The following is a 23,481-nucleotide window of genomic DNA, read 5'->3' on the forward strand; positions in this document are numbered from 1 at the left end:
TTAGCGATATTATTTAAATTGCATAGACCACCGGATAGTCTGCACTTGGGTGTTTTAAAACCTCTACTGGGTGTTGATAAACTTGTTCTATTTTCTCAGCCGTCAAGGCTTGCCATGGCGTGCCATCGGCTTGAATTTTTCCTTCATTTAAAATCAGCACCCGATCAGAATATTGAGCGGCCAGATTTAAATCATGTAATACGATGATCACAGCAGCGCCTTTGTCTGCCATATTACGGGCGATTGAAAGGGTATTATGTTGGTGAGAAATATCTAAAGCAGAGGTAGGTTCGTCGAGCATCAACACGGTTTTATTGCCTGACTCACTGAGCTGGGTTAATACACGTGCAAGATGCACACGTTGTTTTTCGCCGCCGGATAACAGTGGGTATAAACGAGTTTCAAGGTGTAACGTATCGACTTTTTCTAACATATCGTTAATCACACAATCAGCTTGCTTGCGTGACAAAGAAAGCGGTAACAAACCCAACTCAACCACTTCACGTACCGTAAAAGCAAAGGTCAGGCTGCTTTGTTGCGGTAAAATACCTACATGCTTGGCCAGTTGCCCACGATTCCAATTCGCTTTGCTTTCATTGAAATAATGAATCTCACTGTCTTTATTTACCGTGGCTTTTATTTCATCGGCGAGTATTTTTAATAAGCTACTTTTACCGGCGCCATTAGGCCCTAATAATGTAGTCACTTCACCTTGGCGTATATTCAAACTAATATCGTTTAAAATCACTTTTCCCGCTAACGTTAGATGAATATGTTTGCAGCTAATTGCACTTTTCAAACCCATTTTTACATTCTCCCGCGTTGTTTAAACAACAAATATAAGAAGAAAGGGGCGCCAATAATCGCCGTCACAATGCCAACAGGCAGCTCTGCAGGTGTGACAGCAACACGCGCAATCATATCCGCAATCGTTAATAACAAAGCGCCCATTAGCGCAGATAATGGCAATAACACTTTATGATCAGGCCCGGTTAACATACGCCCTAGATGAGGCACGATTAAACCAATAAACCCTATCATGCCAGCGATACTGACCGTAATACCCACGCCAGCTGCAGTAAGTAAAATCAAACGACGTTTTAATTTTTGGGTATTCACGCCTAAATGCCCCGCTTCTGCTTCACCTAATAACAGTGCATTTAAGCCTTTGGCATTACGCATAAAAAGGGTTAATAACAGGGCTAAACACACGCTCGCTAAGGTAATACTTGACCACGTTGCGCCCGCTAACGATCCCATCGACCATAATGAAAGGTCACGTAACATTTGATCCGTCGCGATAAAATTCAAATAACCAATACCAGCACCAGAAAGTGCGCCAATCGCCACACCCGCTAATAACATCACCGCAACAGACGTGCCGTGTTTACTGGTGCCTAATGAATAAACTAAAAGAGTGGTTAACGCGCCACCTAAAAAGGCAAACAGTGGCACAGCAGCAATATTCATTAATAACGGATATTGCATCGCAATCGAAGAAAAGGCCACAATGGCAATGGCTGCACCGAGTCCAGCACCGGCTGATACGCCAATAATGCCCGGTTCAGCGAGGGGGTTACGAAATAACCCCTGCATCACAGTGCCACTTATCGCCAGAATAGCGCCAACCACTAAACACAATAAGGTGCGTGGTAATCGAATTTGATGAATCACTAATTGAATATGCGCAGGTAACTCGTTAGCCCAAGGCGATAAACCTTTAAAGCTATCAAATATTGAGATTGTCATGGGCCCAACAACAATTGAAAAAGTCGCAACCAATACCATCAGTGTAATAACAAAGATCATTAATAATGAGAAAGGGATCTGACGTAATAACATCGTAGTCTCGTTAATATAACAGGCTGTTTAGGCGTTTCGCTTCGGCTAAACTTTTTAGCCCCAAGCCACCTAACAAAGCAGCACCATCAATCACTTCAATGGCTCTATTTTTACCCGCTGGTGTTGCAGCTAACGTAGGTAATGCAGCTAAAATCGCATCGATTCCGCCCATTTTTTTCATACTACGTTGGCTGACTAAAATAAGGTCAGGTTGCATCTCCACCAGCGATTCCATGGCTAACGGTTTATAAGAGGTAATTTTCTCCGCTGCCGGATTAATCGCGCCTGCTAAACGAATAATTTCATTCGCACTGGTTTCTTTACCTGCAACATTCGCCGGACGGCCTTCATGAATCATTAAAAACAGCACCTTTTTTTGTGTCGATAAAGGTGGCTGATTACTTTCTAATGCGTCGACTGTTTTATTAATGGTGTTTTTTAGTGCACCACTGTTTTGTTGGCTTTGAGTAATTTCAGCAAGTTGATCAACCCGCTTAAGTAATCCCTCAATCGTTGCTTCGGTATTAACCACATCGACAGTAATACCGACCTGTTTTAATAAGTCTAATGTTGAGTCTGGCCCCATTTCATCAGAGCCCACAACATGTGTCGGGTTAAGTGCAATTAAGCCTTCTGCTGATAATTGGCGGTGATAACCGACTTTTGGCAAGGTTGACTCAGCAGGTAAGTGACTGGTGACATCAACCGCGACTAATTGCTGCTCTGCACCTAATGCATATATAAGTTCAGTGACCGCATTACCTGCGCTAATAATGCGCGGTGGTACTGATTCAGCTTGGCTTACACTGCTATAAAAAAACATCACCATAGAGGCGAATAGGGCAACTCGTTTATTCATCAACACGCTTTTCCTTTATTCATATTAGTCACAATGCGATGTTATCAATTATCATTTGTGTTTAATAGTAATAATGATTATCATTTGAAAATAATTTAAATGATTGCGTTATAAATGTACTGAAGTTCCTCTTATTACCACCAGCACGTTACTTCAGCCCCTTGTCTCATCGATAAAAGGCAACTAATAGAATGTTAACAGAACAACTTACTGAGCAAGTTCAGTCAATGCTTGAGCAACAACCCGGCTTGCTACCCAGTGAAATAGCGCAACAATTACAGGTAAGCGAAGCACAGGTCGTTTTTTCTTTTAATGGCCAGATGGTGACACGTGTTGACGGCAAGCAAACAGAAGCGTTGCTCGGAGAGTTAAACTCATGGGGTAACGTCACAACAATAATGCACAGCGAAGGCTCTATTTTTGAAGTGAAAGCCCCCTTTCCCAAAGGTAAGGTCGCACATGGCTATTACAACTTAATGGGTAAAGCGGGAGAAATACATGGCCATCTACGTATTGACCTCATTACCGATATTGCCTTAGTCAGCAAACCTTTTCGTGGTAATGAAAGCCACTATTTTGGATTTTTTACCAAACAGGGAAATAGCGTGTTTAAAATTTATTTAGGCCGTGACAAAAAACGTCAATTACTCGCAGAGCAAGTGCAAAGCTTTAGCCAATTAAAAACAAAATATGGACAAACACTATGAACATTGAAGTGAAAAAAGAGCGCTTACAGAGCCGTTTAGGGCCTGAGATTAAGGAGTTTCGCGAATCTCGTCGTACCTTACAACTAGCAACAATCTGTGCACAAGGGAAACCTAATGTCAGTTACACGCCTTTTGTTTTAGTCGATGGCAGTTATTATATTCTTATCTCTAAAATCGCACGTCATGCTCGTAACTTACTAGAAAACCCACAGGTATCCTTCATGATGATTGAAGATGAAGAGAACCTAAAAATGGTGCATGCGCGTAAACGTTTAACCTATGAAGCACAGGCTATTGCGATTGACCGTGAAAGCGCGCAGTGGCAAATAGGTATTGATGCGATGCAAGGTCGATTTGGTGAGATTATTGATAACCTCAGTAATATGGCGGATTTTATTCTTTTCCATCTTCAGCCAGAAAATGGGTTGTTTGTGAAAGGGTTTGGTAAAGCGTTTCAAGTCGGTTCAGACGATCAGATAGACTTTGTACATCTAGACCAAGGTCATCAGGCTATCGATAAAGATAAACTCAACTAGCACCTATCAATACACACTAGTTAGTGGCGATATGAACGTATATCGTCATTGCTGATTAAAACCATTTCAACGATAAATTACAGCATCCTTCTAACGCTTCATTATTTGCAGTTAAGTCTTTGTTAGCGACGATATAAGGTAAGTTGGTCAGTTTACACATCGCTTCTACATCAAGTAGCACGACTATTTCACGCTTACCACTGATCACTCCCGCTTGGCGAAAACGCTTAAACAAACGCGACAATGTTTCTGGGGTGATATTGAGTTGCCCCGCTAAAACGCTGTAACTAACAGGTAAAGTTAGCCATTCGCTTTTCTGTGCACCACTTAACTCAAGCAGGTAAGAGACTAAACGTTGCCCAGCATTTTTAAGAGTAAGCTGATCAACACGGTTTATCGCTTGATATAATTTATCCGACATAGCGGCCATTATTTGCATCATAAAATTGGGGTTGTTATGGCAATAATTCACCAAAGCTTGCTGCGGAAAAACCACCACTTCGCAATCAGTTTGTGCCTTAGCATTAACCGGATACAGCGCTGGTTGCATAAACATAACCGCTTCAGCCAAAGTATCACCCTCGCTTAATATTTGGAAAACCTTCTCGTCACCTTCTGGAGAGTAACGATACAAGCTGATTTCTCCTGATTTTATAAAGTAAAAGTAGTGCCCGCTATCACCCTCACGAAATAAGTGTTGGCCTTGCTTTACGCTTTTTAATTTTGCATTACGTCCTATTTCATAAAACTCCGCCATTGAGAAATTTTTAAATAATAAGGATTTTTGTAAATTTATTTGGGTGATGGATAACATCAACTTTTCCTAATTGATAAATGTCATGAATAATTAACAACAACCAATATATATTGATAATCATTACCAATATAACCCAAAGTAGATGAATTACACAAATCACTTTTTCAGGAAGGAAATACCAAATGAGCTATTCGTTATTAGTCACAGTGCACCTTTTATGCGCCACATTATTCATCGGTATCGTTGCCTTTGAAGTATTAATTTTAGAAGGTATACGCCCACATTTACCCGCAAAAACAATGTCATTAGTGGAACAGGGAATTCATCTGCGTGGCAGAAAAATAATGCCCTGGGTAGTGGTAACCCTATTTATCAGTGGTATTACTATGGCAACTATCCATTACAGCAATATTGGTTGGCCGTTAAATAGTAGTTTTGGCACTTTATTAATGGTCAAAATCATCTTAGCTATTAGTGTATTAGTTCATTTTATTCTGGCAATGAAGCACTCAATTTGTGGTGACATGACCAGTAAACGTTTCAAATACACCCACCTCAGCGTGTTCTTCCATATGTTACTTATCATCCTACTCGCTAAAGGCATGTTTTTTATTAGCTGGTGATACTTAACCTCTCAGACACTTAATAAAAATAATCTTTACTTTTAACCGTTATTTTTTGTAATTGACAAATGTCATGTGCGAAATAAGAAATCATCCGTATAGTTGTCGATAATGATTATCAATCAAAACCAATAAACACTTAAAAAACTTTCAAGGAGAACAATATGAAATTACAAAAATCACTGACGCTAGGTCTGATGTTAACTTGTGCGAGTAGCGCTTCCTTTGCAGTTAATGAAGGCACTGCGGGGTTGACTGGCGCATATGTTGGAGACTACCAATTAGATGTTATTAACAGCTCACAACAAGTAAAAGCAAAGAGTTTAAACTCGTATAGCTGGTCCTGGGACTTTGATAATAAAACCATCGCTATCGACGCAGGTAAAATTTATAAAAACCCTTTCAAATGGTTACGATTTAATTACTTCACAACAACAGCTATTCCATTCATTGATAATGGCGACGGCACCTATACAGCCAATTACCAGTTCCGAGTTAATTACCCATTTTATTACAACCCTAAAGCACAAGCTTCAACCACCTTCAAGATTGTTGAACAATCAGGATCTTTGACGATCAGTTCTGTCGACATCGAATTAGATGGCACACAAGATGGTAGCCCAGGCACCAGAATGCAGGATGAGTTCCCAGAAATAATTCAACTAAATTGGCATGGCGCAGCACAATCATTAAGTAGTCATTGGCAGACTCTCACCCCAGCAGAACTGTGGAAGTAACCCTCATTATTTAAGGAAAAATGATGCAATTAACAAACCTATTTAAAGCGAAGAAAGCGATACTATTATTGTCAGCGCTGTCTTTTTTATCATCCTCTTTATATGCAAGTAATGACATAACAGGTAGTTATTTTGGTACTTATCAGTTATCAATGAATGTGCTATTTCCTGGCGATGACGGCATGCCAGATCGTGGAGTCCAACTAGGGGCAACCGTACAGAATGGTTACTGGCAATGGGATTTTGATAACAACTTAATTATTTGGGGTGGTAGTCGTCACAGCACTATGTTGGGCCCATACCCATCTTTTCAGCCTTATACTTCGGCAATGCTAAATAACCAACAAAAAACAGATGAAATTTATGCACAAATAGAAGATGTTAGCGAAATTTCAATTCCTTTTATCGATAATGGTGATGGTACTTATAGTGTTGATTACGCACATAAAATTCATCTAGTGCTAGGGGATCCAACGAATCCGATTGCAGACAAACCAATTGGTGCCGCTAATATAACTTTTCAAGCAACGAAATCGGAGATGGGTGAATTAGTCATTAAAACATTAGATAGAGAGATAAATGGTCCAGACGGTATACCAGGGACCATTATTCTAGGTGTATTCCCAATGCCTGTTCAGCCACAGTTTGACTCTGTGAAAATGCTTTTTGATGATCAACAAGACAGTAATAACGATGGTATTACTGATGCGATTGCAACCACTCTGATGCTTGATATTAATAGTACTAACAGTGATGCAGATAACTTTTCAGATCTTGAAGAGTTAGGTATCTTTGTACGCCCAACAGACAGTGATAACGATGGTCTAGCAGATGTTTATGAGCCGGGAGATAGTGCCTTACAAGCAAATATTGTTAGTCAACTTCCTTTACTTTCCGGAGAGAAAGTTGAGCTTAAAATTAATACAGGAGAACATTTTTCATTTACGCATGCACAACCTATTCCAGAAAAGATCACTTTTGCAGAAGGTACAGCCGCACCTGCATCAACGTTAAATAAATCCATGGGTTTTATCTCTTTTAATATGACTAATTTTCAAGGAGATAGCAGTACAACATTGCGTTTTGCGCAGCCAATTCCAAAAGATTTACAACTATTTCAATTCAGTTATACGGAAACAGAAGGTGAGCCAGCTGTTGTTACTATCATCGCCATGGCAATAGAAGCAACAGAGTTACAGTGGACTCAGGTTAATGAAAGTGAGGTTTCATTTAACTTAGATATTAGACAGCCTAATCCAACAAGAATACCTGCTGAAGGTGAGTTTGATACAACGAATAACTCCGGCACGATCACTGGCCTGATGTTAGTTCACAGTGAAAAGAACCGTTTATCTAAACCTGTTGCAGAAGTACCCGTTGCTGAAATACCTGTTGTCGAAGTGCCAGTGACTCCTGAAGTGATTATGGTAAATAGCCCTGTGGTTGATACAAGTACTGGCTCAAAAAGCGGCGGTAGCATGAATTGGTTATTTATTATCTGCTTAGGGTTCGTTGCCTTGGGTCGTAAAAAATTAACCAAAGGTAAGGTTAGTCTTTAATGTTACGTCTTTTAAATTGCAAACTACTGACTGCTTTTTTAGCTGCCAGTAGTTTTTCTTGTTACGCCGAAACTGACGATATTCAACGTACAGAAAACATTGAGATTATTGGTCATTCATCTACTTATCAAAAACAGGAAATTGAGATCGATTTACAACAAGTTGCGGGGGCGACCAACTTAATCAACCTTGATGCTTTTCATGGTAGCCAAAGCTCGCTGGCTAAAGTTTTAAACTATCAACCAGGCATTGTGGTTCAGGAATTTTTTGGCGGTAATGATCAACCACGTATTAATATTCGTGGTTCTGGCATCCAAGATAATCCGGTCAATCGTGGTATTCAGTTACTTTATGATGGCTTAGCGCTTAATCAAGCCGATGGCTCCTTTATTATTGGCTTATTAGATCCTGAACAAGCAAAATATATCTCCGTATATAGAGGCTCAAATGCCATGCGTTATGGGGCAACGACACTAGGTGGTGCTATTAATTTGCACTCTCGTAATGCCACTAATAGCCAGCAATCACTAAAACTTGAAACGGGATCTTTTGGTTTATTTAAAGGTGCCATCGCATTAGGCAATAAACATGAAAAGTGGGATTATTACCTCAATGCAGCGCATTATCAGCAACAGGGTTTTCGTTCGCACAGTGAAGGTGAACGTAATAATGTTGCTTTAAATATCGGCTTTACAGAGAATAACTTTGAAAATAGAAGTTATTTTAACTATACAGATAACCAATTTAATATTCCTTTCCTGCTCACCAAAGAGCAAGCCATCAACAATCCTGAATCGGTGATGGGCGAAGGTAATACACCGATGGATAAATTATTAGACATCAATATTCGTGAGCCTCTACGAGAAAGTAAACAGTTACGACTTGCTAATAAAAGTCGCTATTTTAATGAAAACAGTCAGCACAGTTTAGGTTTATACGCAGAACAGGTTGATGATGTTTTTCGTAACCCTTTAACTCATGTGATCACTGAGAATAAAAATATTGGTTTAGATTACGCCTTTAACCACCAGCAATATAATCAACAAGATCAAGCCACTGATTATCTATTATTTGCTTCAGCTAATGCCGGTGAGATGCCCCGCTCTTTTCATGCTATTAACCCTATTAACGGCGAACTAATGCAAGAGTTTGCCAATATTGAGCAAAATGCCAGTAATGTCACCCTGGGAGGACAAGTCAATTATCCGCTGAGCGATAACATGACTACGGTCGCCTCATTGCAATGGGTTAATAATCGTCGCGAGATTAAAGATCTTAAAAACAGTGGTGTATTAGATAGCAGTTTTTTATATACCGTGATTAACCCTAAAGTTGGATTAATCTATCAAGCCGAACAACAGCAACGCTATTTTACTAACTTGAGTGGTAGTTCTGAAGCGCCTAATTTTTGGCAACTGAGCACGGTGTCATCCAACCCGAATGACCCACTTAACAGTTATGTATATGTTAACGATTTAAAGATGCAAACAGCAACAACCTGGGAAATTGGTACACAACAAACCTATCAAAATATTAACTGGGAATTAGCCTACTACTACTCAATTGTTGAAGATGAGCTTATCTCTGTGGTGGGTGATTTTGCCGTGAATGGTAAAACCATTAACTATCAAGGTGATACCAGCCATCAAGGTATTGAGTTTGCAGCCAACAGCCGCTATCAATCATTATTTACTGGACAAGATCAACTCATTAGCAAGTTTATCTATAACTACAGTAACTTCCGTTTTGAAGAGGGAGACTACGCAGGTAATCAGATAGCAGGTATTCCAGATCACCTTATTCAAACAGAGTTAAGTTATCTGCCTTTTGAAAGCTGGTCTGTTAGTACCAACCTACGCTGGCAACCAAAAGATACTTGGGTTGACCATCTTAATAGTGATTCAGTAAAGCAAGATGCGTATTTCTTATTAGGCCTAAAAAGTAGTTACCAATATCAAAAGCGATTTAAGTTATTTGTTGAACTTAATAACATCACCAATGAAACCTACCAAAGCGCCTATGTTATTCGAGGCCAAAGTGCCCCTGAATTACCGACCTTTATTCCCGGTGCAGGGTTTAACTTCTCTGCCGGTATCTCAGTTAATTGGTAGTTCATTTATATGGAAATTTATATGTTTAAAAAACCAAGCCTTTGTTGCTTAGTCGCATTATTAAACCTATTTACAGGTCAATCTCACCTGGTAGCACAGACACTCGATCCCGCCAACCTAACGGGGGTCTATGTCGGGGATTACCAGCTTATTATGCGTGCAGCACCAACTGGTGCCATTTTGGGAAAAAGTGTGCAACGTGCGAAATGGCGTTGGGATTTTGATAACAATTCAGCCACTATCGCAGGTAATACCTTGTCAGTGGGTTTCAATTACGCATTACATGATGTTGAAGATGCCAGCATCGATAATGATATTCTCTACTTTGATAATAACGGCGATGGTACCTATCGTCTTTATTATTCCCTGCAAATCTATCACCCCGGTTTAGGCAACCCAATGGCGAGCACATCAACGACTTTTAGAATAACCACGGCCAATAATCAGCTGCAAATAAATACCATTGATGCAGAAGAACCCGAGCTTGATGGCATTATTGGCACAAAAATAACCAATGTTTTTCCGTTAACCATTGAACCTGATTTACAAGGCGTTGCAGTGCAAGCATTAGTCGATTCAAATAATGATGGATTGACCGACCAGATAGCACTCACCTTAGGCCTTGATCCGAGCAATAATGATAGCGACCAAGATGGGCTGGATAATATAAGTGAAATTGGTGCTGATGTTAACACGCCTCTAGACAGTGATAACGATGGCATTATTGATGCACTTGAATTCTCTGAATATGCGTTTAATGCACAAGTAGGAAAAGCATTAACACTTATTTCCGGCGACTATGTTAACCTAACAAGTTCATCAACTTGGGCACTAACTGCCATTATGGCAGGTAGCATGCAGCATAAAGTTGATAATCTAGAAAACATTAACGATATCGTTAATACTGACTCAACGCTTGGCGACCCAGGTCTTGATTATAACTATGGTAATATTAGCTTCACTAGCTATCAGATTGAATCGGACAACAGAGCAACAAACACAACAATTACACTTAACTTTTCGACGCCTTTACCAGATAAATTACTCTTGTATAGCATTCAACCAGACAGTGAAAATGGCAGTTACCATTTACTGGCAGCGGAAACATGGCAACGCATTGATAACAAGAGCATTGTTATTACTATGAGTGATGGAGGTATCTCAGACATTGATCAAATTATCAATGGCAGAGTATCCCTCTCTATCGCAATCACAGGTAATAACCTCGGTGGCATTCAACGCGATGAGAATAGCAGCGCAGGTAGCTTTAGTTGGTTGCTGATTTTAATGTTGTTAAGCCTTAACCTGCGTGTTTATCAACGAAGGGGTAATTAACCGCCATAAACGCGTTATAAAATTATCCAGCATATCGGCTTATCTTAGATTAAAAGTGACTGATAGCATCATAACCAACCTCATACAAAGTAAAAATAAACACCATTAATTAACAACATTATTAAGGATAAATAATGAAAGCAATCAATAAAACAGTACAGAGAGTACTCTTCAGCATCAGTGGCTTAGCATTTTCTGGTAACCTAATGTCTACAGAAAAAGCGATTGTTAATGATAATACGGCTAGCCAGGCCACATCAGAAATAGACCTCAATATCGTAAAGATTAGAAACAAAAAAATGGGCAACAATTTTTGCTTCAATGTAAATAATAATGGCGAGGATCTCTCCTTTATACGATGTGCAGATTCTGAAAGTCAAAAGTGGTACTTTTCAGAAAATGGAACTATTCGGAACTTATCTGATACTTCAAAGTGCTTAACAACACTGGATTCAACGAATACAGAAAGCACTGTAAAATATGGTGTATGCGACGATAATGCGATTAACAGCAAACAGGCTTGGTTTATTAACCGTAACGTTGACGGCAGCATAAGCATAAAAAATAAATACGCTAGCGAATTAGCACCTAATAATACATTAAGTGCAGATCTTTCCAGTCAGACTGTCACTATGTCTATCCCTAATACAGCGCAACAAAGTAAATGGTCATTATCAAAGCCACTTTACCAAACATTAACAAATTCAGCATCGGAACAAAACACCTGCTTAAGCCTTTCAACAAATGGAATTGATGTCACTTTTTTACCCTGTAACGGAGATTCGAAACAGAATTGGCACTTTTCTAATAATGGTTATATTCGTAATCAATCCCAAAAAACAAAATGTCTGAAGTCAGATAACGGTCGAAAGGTTAATTATGGTGCTTGCAGTGGTAGCGGATTTACTTCGCAACGAATTTGGTTTGTCGCGACTAAAGCAGGTGGTAGCTTAGAGCTACAAAATAAATTTAATAACGATCTTAAACATAATGAAACGCTTAATTTTAATGCCGGTAACAATAGTGTTCATATGTCTAAATCTGCTAATAATGAAGCGCAATGGCATTACACTGGCATACTGCCTGAAACATCAATTCCAGTGTTAGGCAATAAAACCGTATTACTCATGGCAACACATTTCAATGGTTTTACCCCAGCATCCCCCGCGCCTATAAAGAAAGCAGTTTTTGGAGATGGAGACGACTATGCTTCTTTAAAGCATTACTTAAAAATTGCATCTAAAGGAAAATTAAGCATCACTGGTACTTTTTTGAGTGGCATTAATTTAGGCGTTCAACCCACTTCTTGTGGCAAAGCTCAGTCAGAAGAAATGCGAACTAAAGCGCGTAATGCAGCCAGAAAAGCAGGTGTTGAGCCTAATGACTTTGATTATCTATTTGTTGATATATCAAACACCAAATCATGTACATGGGCCGGATTAGCATCAAAACCAGGCAATTGGATACTGAGTAATGCATCGGGTCATAAAGTCTGGATGTGGTCTCACGAATTTGGCCATAACTTAGGTTACGAGCACTCTAAAACAGTACTTAACTGCTTGATGAAGAATGACATCGTTCAACTTAATGGTTTTTGTACTATTGGTGGTGGCGCTGATCCGACAGATACAATGGGCGGTGGAGGTAAAAAAATATTCCCTATCAATTACCAAACATTTTCAGGTTGGTCTGACTTTATGGAAGTTCCCTTTATAAAAGAGATAGGGACTTACAAGCTAACTCCTTTATGGAAAGACGATGAAACAGGTAGTCAGAGTTATAGAATAAAACGCCATGATGGTTCTGAACTAACCCTTGAATTTAGACGTTCTCAACAAGGGTTTGATGCTTGGCCAGAGGATAGCCCTTTTATTAATGGTGTTATCGTCAGGGTGACAAAAACATCAAATAATACAATTACTAATTACTTAGTTGATGCGACACCAGATAGCCCAGGAAATACCGATGATGCACCACTGATGCCAGGTCATTCTTTATATGATGCGTTATCTGGTTATACGATTGCAGTCATTTCAGCCGACAAAACAGGCGCAGTGATTAAAGTAACTCAAGGCGAGAATGTTTTACCTGTAGAGTGATCAGCTAAAGTAATTTAAACGTAGTGCTTTTATTAAAAAACGCCTACCAACGACAAATAATTAACCACCATAGAGGGTTTGCTATAAACCCTCTATTTTTACTCACATTCATATATTTTATAATTGGTATAACGCAGCTTGCATTTCTAGGTCGCGATGCTGTAAATAATCTTCAATTTTATATTTAAGACAGATATCAGGAATAATGCCTCGCCCTTTAGTTTGCCTTTTTACTGGCGTAGAAAAACCAAAACGTGGTAGATTAATACCAATATCAGTATTACTTAAACGAGTTATTTTTGAGCGATCGTTACAGATATAACCACCTCCTGATTCTTGCCCGATTAAAGTGCCACGGTTTTGATCAACAAGATGCGATAACAGATGCCCCGTGGTAGAAAACCCTAAGCCATCAATCAAAATAACTAATTTTCCATTAAAGGCATTTTTATTTATCTGACTTTGCTGCGTTAATGGCGAATAAGTTCCGGTTACATCATGGTTAAAATACTGAAATGGAGAAAGAAGCAGATAGGTTAATAATAGCTTTCCTGCATTAGGATCTCCTCCACCATTACCACGAACATCCAAGATAAGATTCTCGATACCTTTCTTTTTTAACTCATCAAAAAAGAAACTAAGCTCGTCACTAAACACTTTAAATTGGGCTTGCTGATAAGTATAAAAATTGGGAATAGTTAAAATTGCATGATTCTTTTGAAAATTAAATGAGAGTGGTTGTTGATTAAAGGCTAAAGGAACATATGCCTCAGGTGCGATAACCGTTTCAAACAACTGCTCGCTATAAGGGTTTGAATAAGTCACATTAAACTCTTCAGGGGAAGCAATAAAAACATAATAAGCAATTTTAAAAGATCCTGAATGTAATGAATAAGATCCACATTCAGAATTTAACTTCGCTTGCTTAGCAATTTTATTAGTACCGTCACTGGTGGATGTATTAACTATTTGTTCAATAATATCAGTAATTTTTTGACCATTAATGCAATGAATCCTGGATCCTTTTTGAAGATTTAAGCTAGGCAAACTATTCATGACATAGACTGCCTGATCGACAACTTTGACATTAAGTGGTAACACATTGCCATTGCGCGCAGAGTTCGCCTCTTGCTCTGATGAATAGAGAATATAAGTATGCCCACAGTGCATTTTTCCAACCACTGGTGCAATGATTTTAAAGAAATCATATTCGCTCATCTCTGCCACTTTATCTCGTTGCAGTAAACAAACACGTTCAAACTCACAAAGGTTAGTAAATGTTTTTGGATGCTGAGTTTTGAAGGCAGTGACTAATTGATCAAAGTCGGCCAGCAACTGCTCTTTTTTATAGAGATCTGTATCCAGACCTCTTTGTTTCACTATGGATGGCAAATTAATCAGCCACCATAAAGGGTTTGATATAACCCCTCTTGTTTGACTAGATCACTGTGGTTACCCGATTGCGCTAAACAACCATCTTCTAATACATAAATGATATCTGCTTGCTTTACCGCTGAAAGACGATGCGCCACAATTAAAGTGGTTCTGCCCGCTAAGAAGGTTTGCATCGCGGTATGCAGTTTGCGCTCAGTGCTCGTATCAAGCGCCGAAGTTGCTTCATCTAAAATGACCAATTTAGGATTGCTTAATACCATACGGGCGATAGCAACACGTTGTCGTTGTCCACCAGAAAGGCGTACACCATGTCGTCCTAATTGTGTGTCTAAACCTTCATTTAACTGGACTTTTACATCCGCTAACTGGGCAATCTCTAATGCATTCCATAACAGTTCATCAGTGTAAGTGGCACCCAATGACAAGTTTTCTCGTAAGCTCCCGTTAAACAAAATAGGTTGTTGTAGCACCACTGAAATATTGGTTCGAATGAGATCTAATCCAATCTCTTTATGACTCACACCATTAAATAAAATGTCCCCACTACTAATAGGATATAAGCCCAATAACAGCTGTATTAATGTCGATTTACCACCGCCACTTGCGCCAACTAAGGCGACTTTTTTACCCGCAGGCAGGGTTAAACAGAGATCTTTTAAGACATGATCTTTACCCGAATAAGCAAAGTTTACATTTTTAATCTCAACCGAAATCGTGCTTTTATCTTTAAAAGGGTCAATTTTACTGATATGTTTTTGCTCTTCATCCACCGCCAATAAAGTATTAATACGTTTGATTGCCGCCGATGCGCTATACCAAGAAAACTGGATGCTCAGTAGCTCTTGCACCGGTGATAACATAAACCACAGGTAACCAAATACGGCAAACATTTGTCCAATACTTAAATCACTAAACAAAACTAATAACATAGCAACCGCGCGAAACAGCTCAAAGCCCACTAAAAACAGTAAAAATGAAAGTCGATTGGCAGCTTCTGATTGCCATGCGTATTTATCCGCGCTGACTTTAATATCATCACAGTCATTTTTAAGTTTGTCTAAAAAGCTTTTTTCTCGATGCCCTGCGCGTAGCTGGTAAATCATGTCCAGCGTTTCAATTAGACGATTTTGAAAAGATTCAAAAGCTTGGTTTTCTTTCTTTTTAAGGCGCTGTACACGGCTACCGAGCATTCTTGAAAGCATGGCAATAACCGGATTTAATAGTAGAATAAACAACCCTAAGCGCCAATCAATCCACAGTAAAATAACCGCCGTACCAATAATGGTTAATAGACTGACTAAGAAACGACTGACGGTGCCACCAATAAATTTATCAATGGTTTCAACGTCGGTAATAATGTGCGCGTTAATGCCACCTGTGCCACGTAACTCGTATTCTGCAATGCTAATACGGCCTAGTTTTTCCAATAATACATGGCGAATTTGGCAGGTAATACGTTTAGAAATAAGAATAAATTGACGGCTCTGCCAGACACTTAAAAATAGTGAGCTGATACGCATCAACACCACACAAGCAAAGATAGTGACAATATAAAAGGCGGGTTGTTGCCAAGCCAGTGGCAACCATTGATTCATAAAATCGATGCCCATTGCAGGCTGGTTTAAAAGCACTTCATCGACCATTAATGGCATTAATAATGGAATTGGCACGCTCACCAATGTAGCGGCAATGGCGATAATATTAGCGAGAACTAATCGTTTTTTGTCTTTTTTAGCTTCGCTAACTAACCAAGCCCAATTTATACTTTTCATGCTTAACCCTTAAAACCTAAAAACCGCGCAGATAAAAGTTATCTGCGCGGTTCATTGTAAACCTAATTGTATTGTAACTAACTAGTATCTATTCACTTTTAGTAAACTACTCTGTGAGCTCTTGGTAACGGAAGACTAAATTGGCACTAGCGAGATCGCCACTTTCACCCTGATTACTTAAGACTTGAACTTTAAATAAACGTGTTCCACTGTCAGCTTCGTCTTTAATCAGGTAAGTGGTGAACGTTGGCCACATAGCATGTCCACCATCGACCGCATATTGAAGGGGTCCGTAGTTACCCGGCGCGCTTAATACACCCGATGCTGAATCTGCAAAGTATTTATAAACTTGTGTTGTATCAGTAGGATCTGTCACTGCATCCACACCACCAGCAGCCATCACAGCGCCCGCACCACCTTTACCTGGACTAGAAGCAGATGCTGACGCCCCGCCATTAACTTGCATTGGGAAGTCTCTGCCGTTAACCATTAGACTAAGATCCCAATCATCAGACTCTGTTACTAATGTATTCGTTTCAAGATCCCAAAAAACACGCGTACTACTAAAATCTAATTCAAGAGAATCAACTGCAGCAGTAAACACAGAGCCAGTCCATAACTCACTTGTTAACACAACTTTATATATTGATGTCGCGCCATGTGCCACTTCAACCGTTTTCACTTTAACCCGTGAATAGTCATCACCATCTGCAGAACGAACAATCCAACCATTATCGACGTTTACACTATATACTGGCGCAGCTTGAGGAGCGGCTGTCACTGTTAGCCAGTCTTTTGTTACAATCGACGTTTTAAGTGCATCGAATGTAAAATCTGTACAAGCATTTGCATCAACTTTATCAAATTCACTGGCAGTGGAGTCTGCTGTTAATGCTTTAAACTTATCAACAACTGGGTTGCCATCGGCATCAAACAAGTCTGCATATTCATGTGCGGCACAGCCACTTACTTTGCCATCTGCTGAAATACCCCCATTTAACTTAAAACCAACAAATTTTTGGTAGGCAATTTGCCAAGTAGTATCTGTTACAGTGCTACCAGACACTAAATCTAAACGCGCAGCTTGGCTACCATCGGTCGCATCAAGACTCGCCACGCTGTATTTAGGTGCGACAGTAGCAGGAACATCAGGTGTAGTATCACTACCCGATGATCCTCCACAAGCACTTAATAGTGTTGATGAAATGATCACTGCCAGTAATTTTTTTGAGGTTAAAAGTTTCATAGTCTCTCCATATATTGTAATAATTAAAAAGTGCTTTTTTTATAAGTGTCTGTTTTATAAGTGACTGCTTTATAATTTCTTAGTTTAAAAGTGCTTGTTCTAAAAATGAGAAGACTAACCGCTGAAACGCACACCAAGGTAGATAAAGCGTCCATTTTCAGGTCGGAAATCATGGCCAGTTAGCGGGACATCACGGGTTACGCCTAAGAAATTATCGACACCCATAAAGAGCGTGAAGTTATTGGTAACATCGGTATTCACCTTAAAATCAAAGGTGCTATAAGCAGGTGATGAGATGAGGTTTTCATCATCAACAAACTGTTCACTTTGATAACTTCCGTATAGCGAAAACAAGCTCTTTAGCGGTAAGACTTTATAACTCACGTTAATTTTGGCTTGATGTTTAGGGCGCTGCGTTAACTGTTTATTAAGCTCTAGGTTAATCGCATCTAAATAGGTATAAGAGATATTGGATGATAAAAATTCAGTAAAGTCATAAGCAGAGGTGATATCAACCCCTTTAGTACGTGCTTCACCTATATTGCTATATTCGTAAATGCTAAGGTTCGTGGCATCGGATTGTTGCTGATTAAGCTCAGTGCTAATTAAGTTTTTAATGTCGTTATAGTAGAAGTTAACATCAGCATGAAAGCTTCCACCAGGGCTGTAATCTGCACCAAATTGCAGGCTAGTCGAGGTTTCAGGGACGAGGTCTTCATTACCAAGCACCATATAACCTAACGCGCTATGGTCGAAAATATAATGACGCTCTTTCAAGGTCGGAGCACGGTAACCACTACCTGCGCCAATTCGGAATTTAACTTGTTTATCTAACCAATTGGGGTCGTACATTAGGTTTATTTTAGGGGCGAGGTATGAGCCAAAGTCACTGTCATTCTGGTAGCGGATTCCTGGTAATATTTCTAACTGATCACCAATAAAAATATCGTCCTGTGCATAAAGCTCAATGCTAGTGCGCTGTTTTTCACCCTGTAGTTCATCAATAGGTACGACGTTAATAGGTGTTGATTCATCTTTTGTTTGCGCTAACGTACTTTTCAATGCAACGATACCCACCGTCAGTATTTGATACTCTCCAAGGGCATGGTCCAACTGCACCTCACCTTTATTAAAGGTACTTTCACCTAGACGGCTTTGATCAATATAGTCAGTGCTTAAGGTATCTTGCTCGGTATTATCGGTAAAACTCTCAAACATATACCAGGCAGAAAGCTCGCTATCTTCGAATACTGGCGAGTCAAAACTAATGCTAATATTTTTGCGTTTAACTTCTTCACGTTTCTCTTTTTTAACCTCACCAACACCAGGCGAAAAAGATCTAAAGTTTTTATTAATATCTTCATAATAATAGCTGGGTGCAATCATCACTTCTGCACCATTTGAAAACTGGTAACCAAGCTTAGCGGCAACATTCGTTTTAGTGCCAGCGGCACCTTCAAAATCCCAGGTAGTATCATCAAGGTCAGTGCCTTGTTTATAACGCACATCAGTCATTAACTGGCCAAACCAACTGCCACTATTGTGGCTGACAAAGAAATTGGCGTGATTATCATTAAAGGGTCCGTCAGATACGTTCTGCTCACCATAACTACCAGAATCTAACGTCACCTTATAAGTCGTTCCGAGTTTAGCGCGCTTGGTAATCACATTAATCACCCCGCCCATGGCTTCACTCCCGTATAAAGCCGATGTCGCGCCTTTTACAATCTCAATATGGGTAACATCTGCAACTGAAATTTGAGTGACATCAACACTTGAGCCTGTAGAGGCAGAGACAGGTTTACTATCCACCAAAATCAATACTCTATCGGCATCAAGCCCTTGCATCCAAACCTCTTGTCCACTTTTACCGTGGATAGGTTTGAGTACAATGCCCGGGACATTTTTTAAAGCTTCGGCAAGATCGCGTGCATGGCTCGTTGCTATGTCTTGCTCAGTAACCACTTCAATACGCACAGGGCTATCGGCAAGCAGACGCTCTGTTTTTGTGCCAGTAACCACCAGCGTTTCAGGGGTTTCACTGGCGGCAAAAAGGGGAAAACTGCAAGCAGAAATAGTCGCAACTAATAACAGTTGAACGGGATGTTTTTTAAAAAAATGTAAACCAGCCATAACCTAAACCTACGAATATTGAAATTCGCAACAATGATAATGAAAATGATTATCACTTGCAACAAAAATATAACAAAGCCGGCGTTATGTTTTATGGCGGTTAATTTAAGCGTTCAAGATCATTCAAAAAAGATCTGTATTTATGATCTTGGGTGATGTTCCGCATGTAACGATTTTAAGCGGTCTTGGGCGATATGGGTGTATATTTGTGTTGTAGAAAGATCGCTGTGCCCCAGTAACATCTGCACGACACGTAGGTCTGCACCGTAGTTAAGTAGGTGTGTTGCAAAAGCATGGCGTAGAACATGTGGGGAGATAAGATCTTTATCGATCGCGCAGATCTGCGCATAAAATTTGATACGATGCCAAAAGGTTTGTCTAACCATTTCAGTGCCACGGCGGCTCGGGAAAAGCACATCACTGCTTTGCCCTTTGAGTAATTCAGCACGCACTTCATTGATATAACGATCCACCCAATAGTTTGCTTCCTCCCCCATTGGCACGAGTCGTGTTTTATTACCTTTACCGGTCACACGCACCACACCTTGCAGCAAGTTTATTTCTTCTATCGAAAGGCCAGTTAACTCCGAAACACGTAAACCCGTTGCATATAACAGCTCTAACATGGCTTTATCACGAAATTGCACGGGGTCGGTGATATCAGGGCTGGATAACAAGGCATCCACTTCTGATTCAGATAATGATTTAGGTAAAGGTTTGATGGTTTTTGGGCTTTGCAATTTTGCACTAGGGTCATCTTCACGCAGTTTTTCACGGCACAAAAATTGGTAATAACGGCGTAATGCACTCATCAGGCGTGCCGTGGAGCTATTTTTATACTCTATATCGCAGCTTAAACGAAAACTAAAATAGTCGCTTAAATCAAGATAACTGGCTTCCGCTAACACTGTGTTACGTTCCGTTAAGAATTTTTCAACTAAACAAAGGTCGAAGCGATACGAGGAAAGCGTGTTTTGCGATAACCCTCGCTCTAACCATAATGAATCTAAAAATTGGTCAATCGTTAATGCTTCCATTACACTGCTACTCATTTTTTATTAAGACTTATTTTCGACAAAATAATTGTTAGGCTCTTCAAGATAAGAGCTGTTTTAACTCACTATAACCGCAACGACTCAGGCTAAGCTATTTATGTTTAATTTGAGGCAAAAAATCGCAGTTTAGTCGTTTAAATAAGCATTATTCAACGAAAAATAAGCTTCAATGCAACGACTGAGTAGTTATTATGAAAATTGGTTTATTTTATGGCTCAAGTACTTGTTACACAGAGATTGTGGCAGAAAAAATTCAAGCCTGTATTGGTGAAGAACTTGTCGAGTTATTCAATATCAAAGAAGAAGGCCTAAGTAAGGTAAACGATTACGATATCCTTATTTTGGGTATCTCTACCTGGGATTTTGGTGAGCTTCAGGAAGATTGGGGCAAGCTCTGGGATGAAGTCGCTGAATTATCGGTCACAGGTAAAATTGTTGCCCTGTTTGGTTTAGGCGACCAAGATGGTTATGGCGAATGGTTCGTCGATGCCATTGGTATGTTGCACGATGAAATACAGCCACAGTCGCCTCGTTTTATCGGTCAATGGCCCATTGAAGGTTACCAATTCACCGATTCAAAAGCGCTAACGCCTGACAAAAAACACTTCTTAGGTCTCGCTATTGATGAAGACACACAATACGAACTCAGTGATGAGCGTATTGACCAATGGTGTTTGCAAATATTAGAAGAGATACAAGCGCAGCTGTAAACCTCATAACCTATGGCAATAAAATAAGTATTAACGTCATAGGTTTAGCACAACACTTCGAACGTCTAAACACTCTGCATAAAAGCGCCCTACTCATCTTGATGATGGAAGATAAAAAAATAAGATCCTATTCAGATCTAATCTTGATCATTTCCGTTAATTTATAACAGTGGCAATAAGTAAACGCTTAAATTTTAACTTAGGCGTACGATATTTGACCATTTCACGCAATTAAGCCCTCTTTTTCATCCCCGCGATCACATTTATAGTCTGACTTTTTAGTTATTTAATTACAGCATCGTTACTATTCTGATCCAGATCAACCGTGAATTTAACACTTTAGTTAAGCTAGCCATCTTAAACTAACGGTCGTTATTATTGCTTTGATATTAGCTTTGGTATTAGTTTTGGTATTAGTTTTGATAGTTGTCATGAATGATAAAAATCATCCATGAACATTATTTAATTTTAAACCTCATAACCGTAAGGGAGTACCCCGAATTATGTCGGATGATAAACAAACTAAGAGTTATCGCGAACTGCATAAACCAGCCAGTGAATTTGAAACACGTTCTGATTACCTAGATCATGAGCTACAAATCATGAAACCACGTCGTTGGGCGCTTAATTTACCCGGTCGTGATTTCAATTTTGAATGGGAAGATCTTGTACCTGCAATCGCCGGCACTATCGGTATTATCGCAATGTATTCAGCGGTAATGATGTCTTGGGCAGACGGCTTAACACAAGCTTGGCCACACGTAACACTAGGCAAAGAGTTTGCCATTGAAGTGGCACGTGTAGAGATGTTAATTCCAGCCTTTCTATTTTGTATTATCGCCTCTGGATTTTTAAACCCGCGCGCTAACCTTGCTGGTAACCACGGCCCGATGATTCCATTAATCGGCGCAATTGCATTAGCAGGTGCACATCCATTAGCATTAGCTATTTTATTGGGCATCTTTGGTCTTTTACTCAGTTACTTTAAAGGTGGCTCAAAACTGGTTAACTTAACCAGCGAAGGGGTTGCTGGCGGTTTATTAGTCTTCCTTGGTTTCACAGGGGCATTTAGTCAGATTGGGCAAATTCAAGATTGGGCAAAAAGCATTGATATGGGCCACATTGGTTTAATCGTATTAGCGGTTAATGTGGTTTTGTATGCTTATCTTGCAAAAATCAACAAGCGTTGGTTAGCGATTCCAGCCTGTTCTATTACCGGTTTAGTGATCGCCTTAGCCTTTGGCGCAGGTTTCGATTTAACCTTCACCACTGAAATGGGTCTACCAAACTTAAACCCTGTTTACTGGTGGGGAAGCACAACGGAAGGTTGGATGTTAGGGCTTCCTAATCTTGAGCATTTCATTGCATCACTACCCTTCGCTATTTTAGCCGTGGCAATGTGGTCGCCTGACTTCTTAGGCCACCGTATTTTCCAAGAGCTTAACTATCCGCGCAATACAGAAAAAGTATTAATGGATGTCGATGATACGATGACAACCTGTTCTATTCGCCAAATCGTCGGTACCGCTGTGGGTGGTGGTAATATCACATCATCTTGGGGTACTTATATGATTCCAGCGGCCATTGCGAAACGTCCAATTCCAGCGGGCTCTATCCTATTAGGTTCATTGTGTATCATTATTGCGATTCTTGGTTTCCCAATGGATGTTGCAGTTTGGCCACCGGTAATGCGTATTGCTTTGTTAGTGGGTGTTTTCTTACCACTACTTGAAGCGGGTATGCAGATGATTAAAAATACTAAAGACTCTCAGTCTGCGGGTATTTGTATCTTCTCTGCAGCTGTATTTAACCCAGTACTTGCTTGGGCATTAACCATGTTCTTAGACAACAACGGCTTAATTGGCGATAAAGAACGTGCAAAACGTTTATCTTTTGTCGATAAAATCGTTATCCCATGTGGTGTATTAGTTATCTGTTTAATCGCCATGCTTGCGGTAGGTATGTTTGAAAGCCAATACGGTCTGGCAGGTTGGCTGTAAAAATA

General features: G+C 39.8%; 19 protein-coding genes. 10 read left to right on the forward strand and 9 right to left on the reverse strand.

What is annotated here, in order from left to right; all coding sequences use genetic code 11:
- Positions 1-13 precede the first annotated feature (13 nt).
- From CXF74_RS09340 to CXF74_RS09350, 3 genes are read right to left on the reverse strand one after another with little or no spacing between them, the layout of a single operon-like run.
- Positions 14-805, reverse strand: coding sequence for a heme ABC transporter ATP-binding protein (locus tag CXF74_RS09340; protein ID WP_101082143.1), 792 nt, complete (start codon positions 803-805; stop codon positions 14-16).
- A gap of 2 nt (positions 806-807) precedes the next feature.
- Positions 808-1,842, reverse strand: a complete 1,035-nt coding sequence (locus CXF74_RS09345; RefSeq protein WP_101082144.1) for a FecCD family ABC transporter permease — start codon at positions 1,840-1,842, stop codon at positions 808-810.
- A gap of 10 nt (positions 1,843-1,852) precedes the next feature.
- Positions 1,853-2,701, reverse strand: coding sequence for a heme/hemin ABC transporter substrate-binding protein (locus tag CXF74_RS09350; RefSeq protein WP_101082145.1), 849 nt, complete (start codon positions 2,699-2,701; stop codon positions 1,853-1,855).
- Between the two features lie 191 nt (positions 2,702-2,892).
- Here CXF74_RS09350 and hutX point away from each other — a divergent pair, with 191 nt between their 5' ends.
- Positions 2,893-3,408 (forward strand): heme utilization cystosolic carrier protein HutX, encoded by a 516-nt coding sequence (hutX, locus tag CXF74_RS09355; protein WP_101082146.1) that lies wholly within the window; start codon positions 2,893-2,895, stop codon positions 3,406-3,408.
- Positions 3,405-3,944, forward strand: a complete 540-nt coding sequence (gene hutZ, locus CXF74_RS09360; protein ID WP_101082147.1) for a heme utilization protein HutZ — start codon at positions 3,405-3,407, stop codon at positions 3,942-3,944. The genes hutX and hutZ overlap by 4 nt, the downstream gene beginning before the upstream one ends.
- 55 nt (positions 3,945-3,999) lie before the next feature.
- Here hutZ and CXF74_RS09365 read toward each other — a convergent pair whose 3' ends face one another.
- A complete protein-coding gene (locus tag CXF74_RS09365) occupies positions 4,000-4,758 on the reverse strand; it encodes a Crp/Fnr family transcriptional regulator (protein ID WP_101082148.1) in 759 nt (252 codons plus the stop codon).
- 125 nt (positions 4,759-4,883) lie between these two features.
- Between CXF74_RS09365 and CXF74_RS09370 the strand changes: the two genes are divergently transcribed.
- The 6 genes from CXF74_RS09370 (at position 4,884) to CXF74_RS09395 (ending at position 13,165) form a co-directional block, all read left to right on the forward strand.
- On the forward strand, positions 4,884-5,324 hold the full coding sequence (locus CXF74_RS09370; protein WP_101082149.1) for a CopD family copper resistance protein: 441 nt from the start codon (positions 4,884-4,886) through the stop codon (positions 5,322-5,324).
- A 164-nt stretch (positions 5,325-5,488) separates the two neighbouring features.
- Positions 5,489-6,061, forward strand: coding sequence for a hypothetical protein (locus CXF74_RS09375; protein WP_101082150.1), 573 nt, complete (start codon positions 5,489-5,491; stop codon positions 6,059-6,061).
- A gap of 20 nt (positions 6,062-6,081) precedes the next feature.
- Entirely contained in the window at positions 6,082-7,620 is a 1,539-nt protein-coding gene (locus CXF74_RS09380; RefSeq protein ID WP_232772482.1) for a hypothetical protein, read from the forward strand.
- A complete protein-coding gene (locus tag CXF74_RS09385) occupies positions 7,620-9,731 on the forward strand; it encodes a TonB-dependent receptor family protein (protein ID WP_101082152.1) in 2,112 nt (703 codons plus the stop codon). Before CXF74_RS09380 ends, CXF74_RS09385 begins: the two co-directional genes overlap by 1 nt.
- A 21-nt stretch (positions 9,732-9,752) precedes the next feature.
- Positions 9,753-11,066: a choice-of-anchor U domain-containing protein gene (locus tag CXF74_RS09390; protein WP_101082153.1), complete on the forward strand. Its 1,314-nt coding sequence runs from the start codon at positions 9,753-9,755 to the stop codon at positions 11,064-11,066.
- Positions 11,067-11,200: 134 nt separating this feature from the next.
- The gene (locus CXF74_RS09395; RefSeq protein WP_101082154.1) at positions 11,201-13,165 is read left to right on the forward strand and encodes a ricin-type beta-trefoil lectin domain protein; all 1,965 of its coding nucleotides are present in this window, start codon (positions 11,201-11,203) and stop codon (positions 13,163-13,165) included.
- A gap of 117 nt (positions 13,166-13,282) precedes the next feature.
- Here the strand turns inward: CXF74_RS09395 and CXF74_RS09400 are convergent, their stop codons facing one another.
- From CXF74_RS09400 to xerD, 5 genes are all read right to left on the reverse strand, one after another.
- A complete protein-coding gene (locus CXF74_RS09400) occupies positions 13,283-14,557 on the reverse strand; it encodes a S41 family peptidase (protein WP_232772483.1) in 1,275 nt (424 codons plus the stop codon).
- A gap of 5 nt (positions 14,558-14,562) precedes the next feature.
- On the reverse strand, positions 14,563-16,332 hold the full coding sequence (locus CXF74_RS09405; RefSeq protein ID WP_101082156.1) for an ABC transporter ATP-binding protein: 1,770 nt from the start codon (positions 16,330-16,332) through the stop codon (positions 14,563-14,565).
- 106 nt (positions 16,333-16,438) lie between these two features.
- The gene (locus CXF74_RS09410; RefSeq protein WP_101082157.1) at positions 16,439-17,578 is read right to left on the reverse strand and encodes an HmuY family protein; all 1,140 of its coding nucleotides are present in this window, start codon (positions 17,576-17,578) and stop codon (positions 16,439-16,441) included.
- Positions 17,579-17,692: 114 nt separating this feature from the next.
- Entirely contained in the window at positions 17,693-19,711 is a 2,019-nt protein-coding gene (locus tag CXF74_RS09415; protein ID WP_101082159.1) for a TonB-dependent receptor plug domain-containing protein, read from the reverse strand.
- 140 nt (positions 19,712-19,851) lie between these two features.
- Positions 19,852-20,763, reverse strand: a complete 912-nt coding sequence (gene xerD, locus CXF74_RS09420; protein ID WP_442965948.1) for a site-specific tyrosine recombinase XerD — start codon at positions 20,761-20,763, stop codon at positions 19,852-19,854.
- A gap of 194 nt (positions 20,764-20,957) precedes the next feature.
- Between xerD and fldB the strand changes: the two genes are divergently transcribed.
- Entirely contained in the window at positions 20,958-21,476 is a 519-nt protein-coding gene (gene fldB / locus CXF74_RS09425; RefSeq protein WP_101082162.1) for a flavodoxin FldB, read from the forward strand.
- A 503-nt stretch (positions 21,477-21,979) separates the two neighbouring features.
- Complete coding sequence (locus tag CXF74_RS09430) at positions 21,980-23,476, forward strand: DUF3360 family protein (RefSeq protein ID WP_101082164.1); 1,497 nt, start codon at positions 21,980-21,982, stop codon at positions 23,474-23,476.
- Positions 23,477-23,481 lie beyond the last annotated feature (5 nt).

Origin of the sequence: Psychromonas sp. Urea-02u-13, assembly GCF_002835995.1 — a bacterium.
In the GTDB taxonomy this organism is placed as follows: domain Bacteria; phylum Pseudomonadota; class Gammaproteobacteria; order Enterobacterales; family Psychromonadaceae; genus Psychromonas.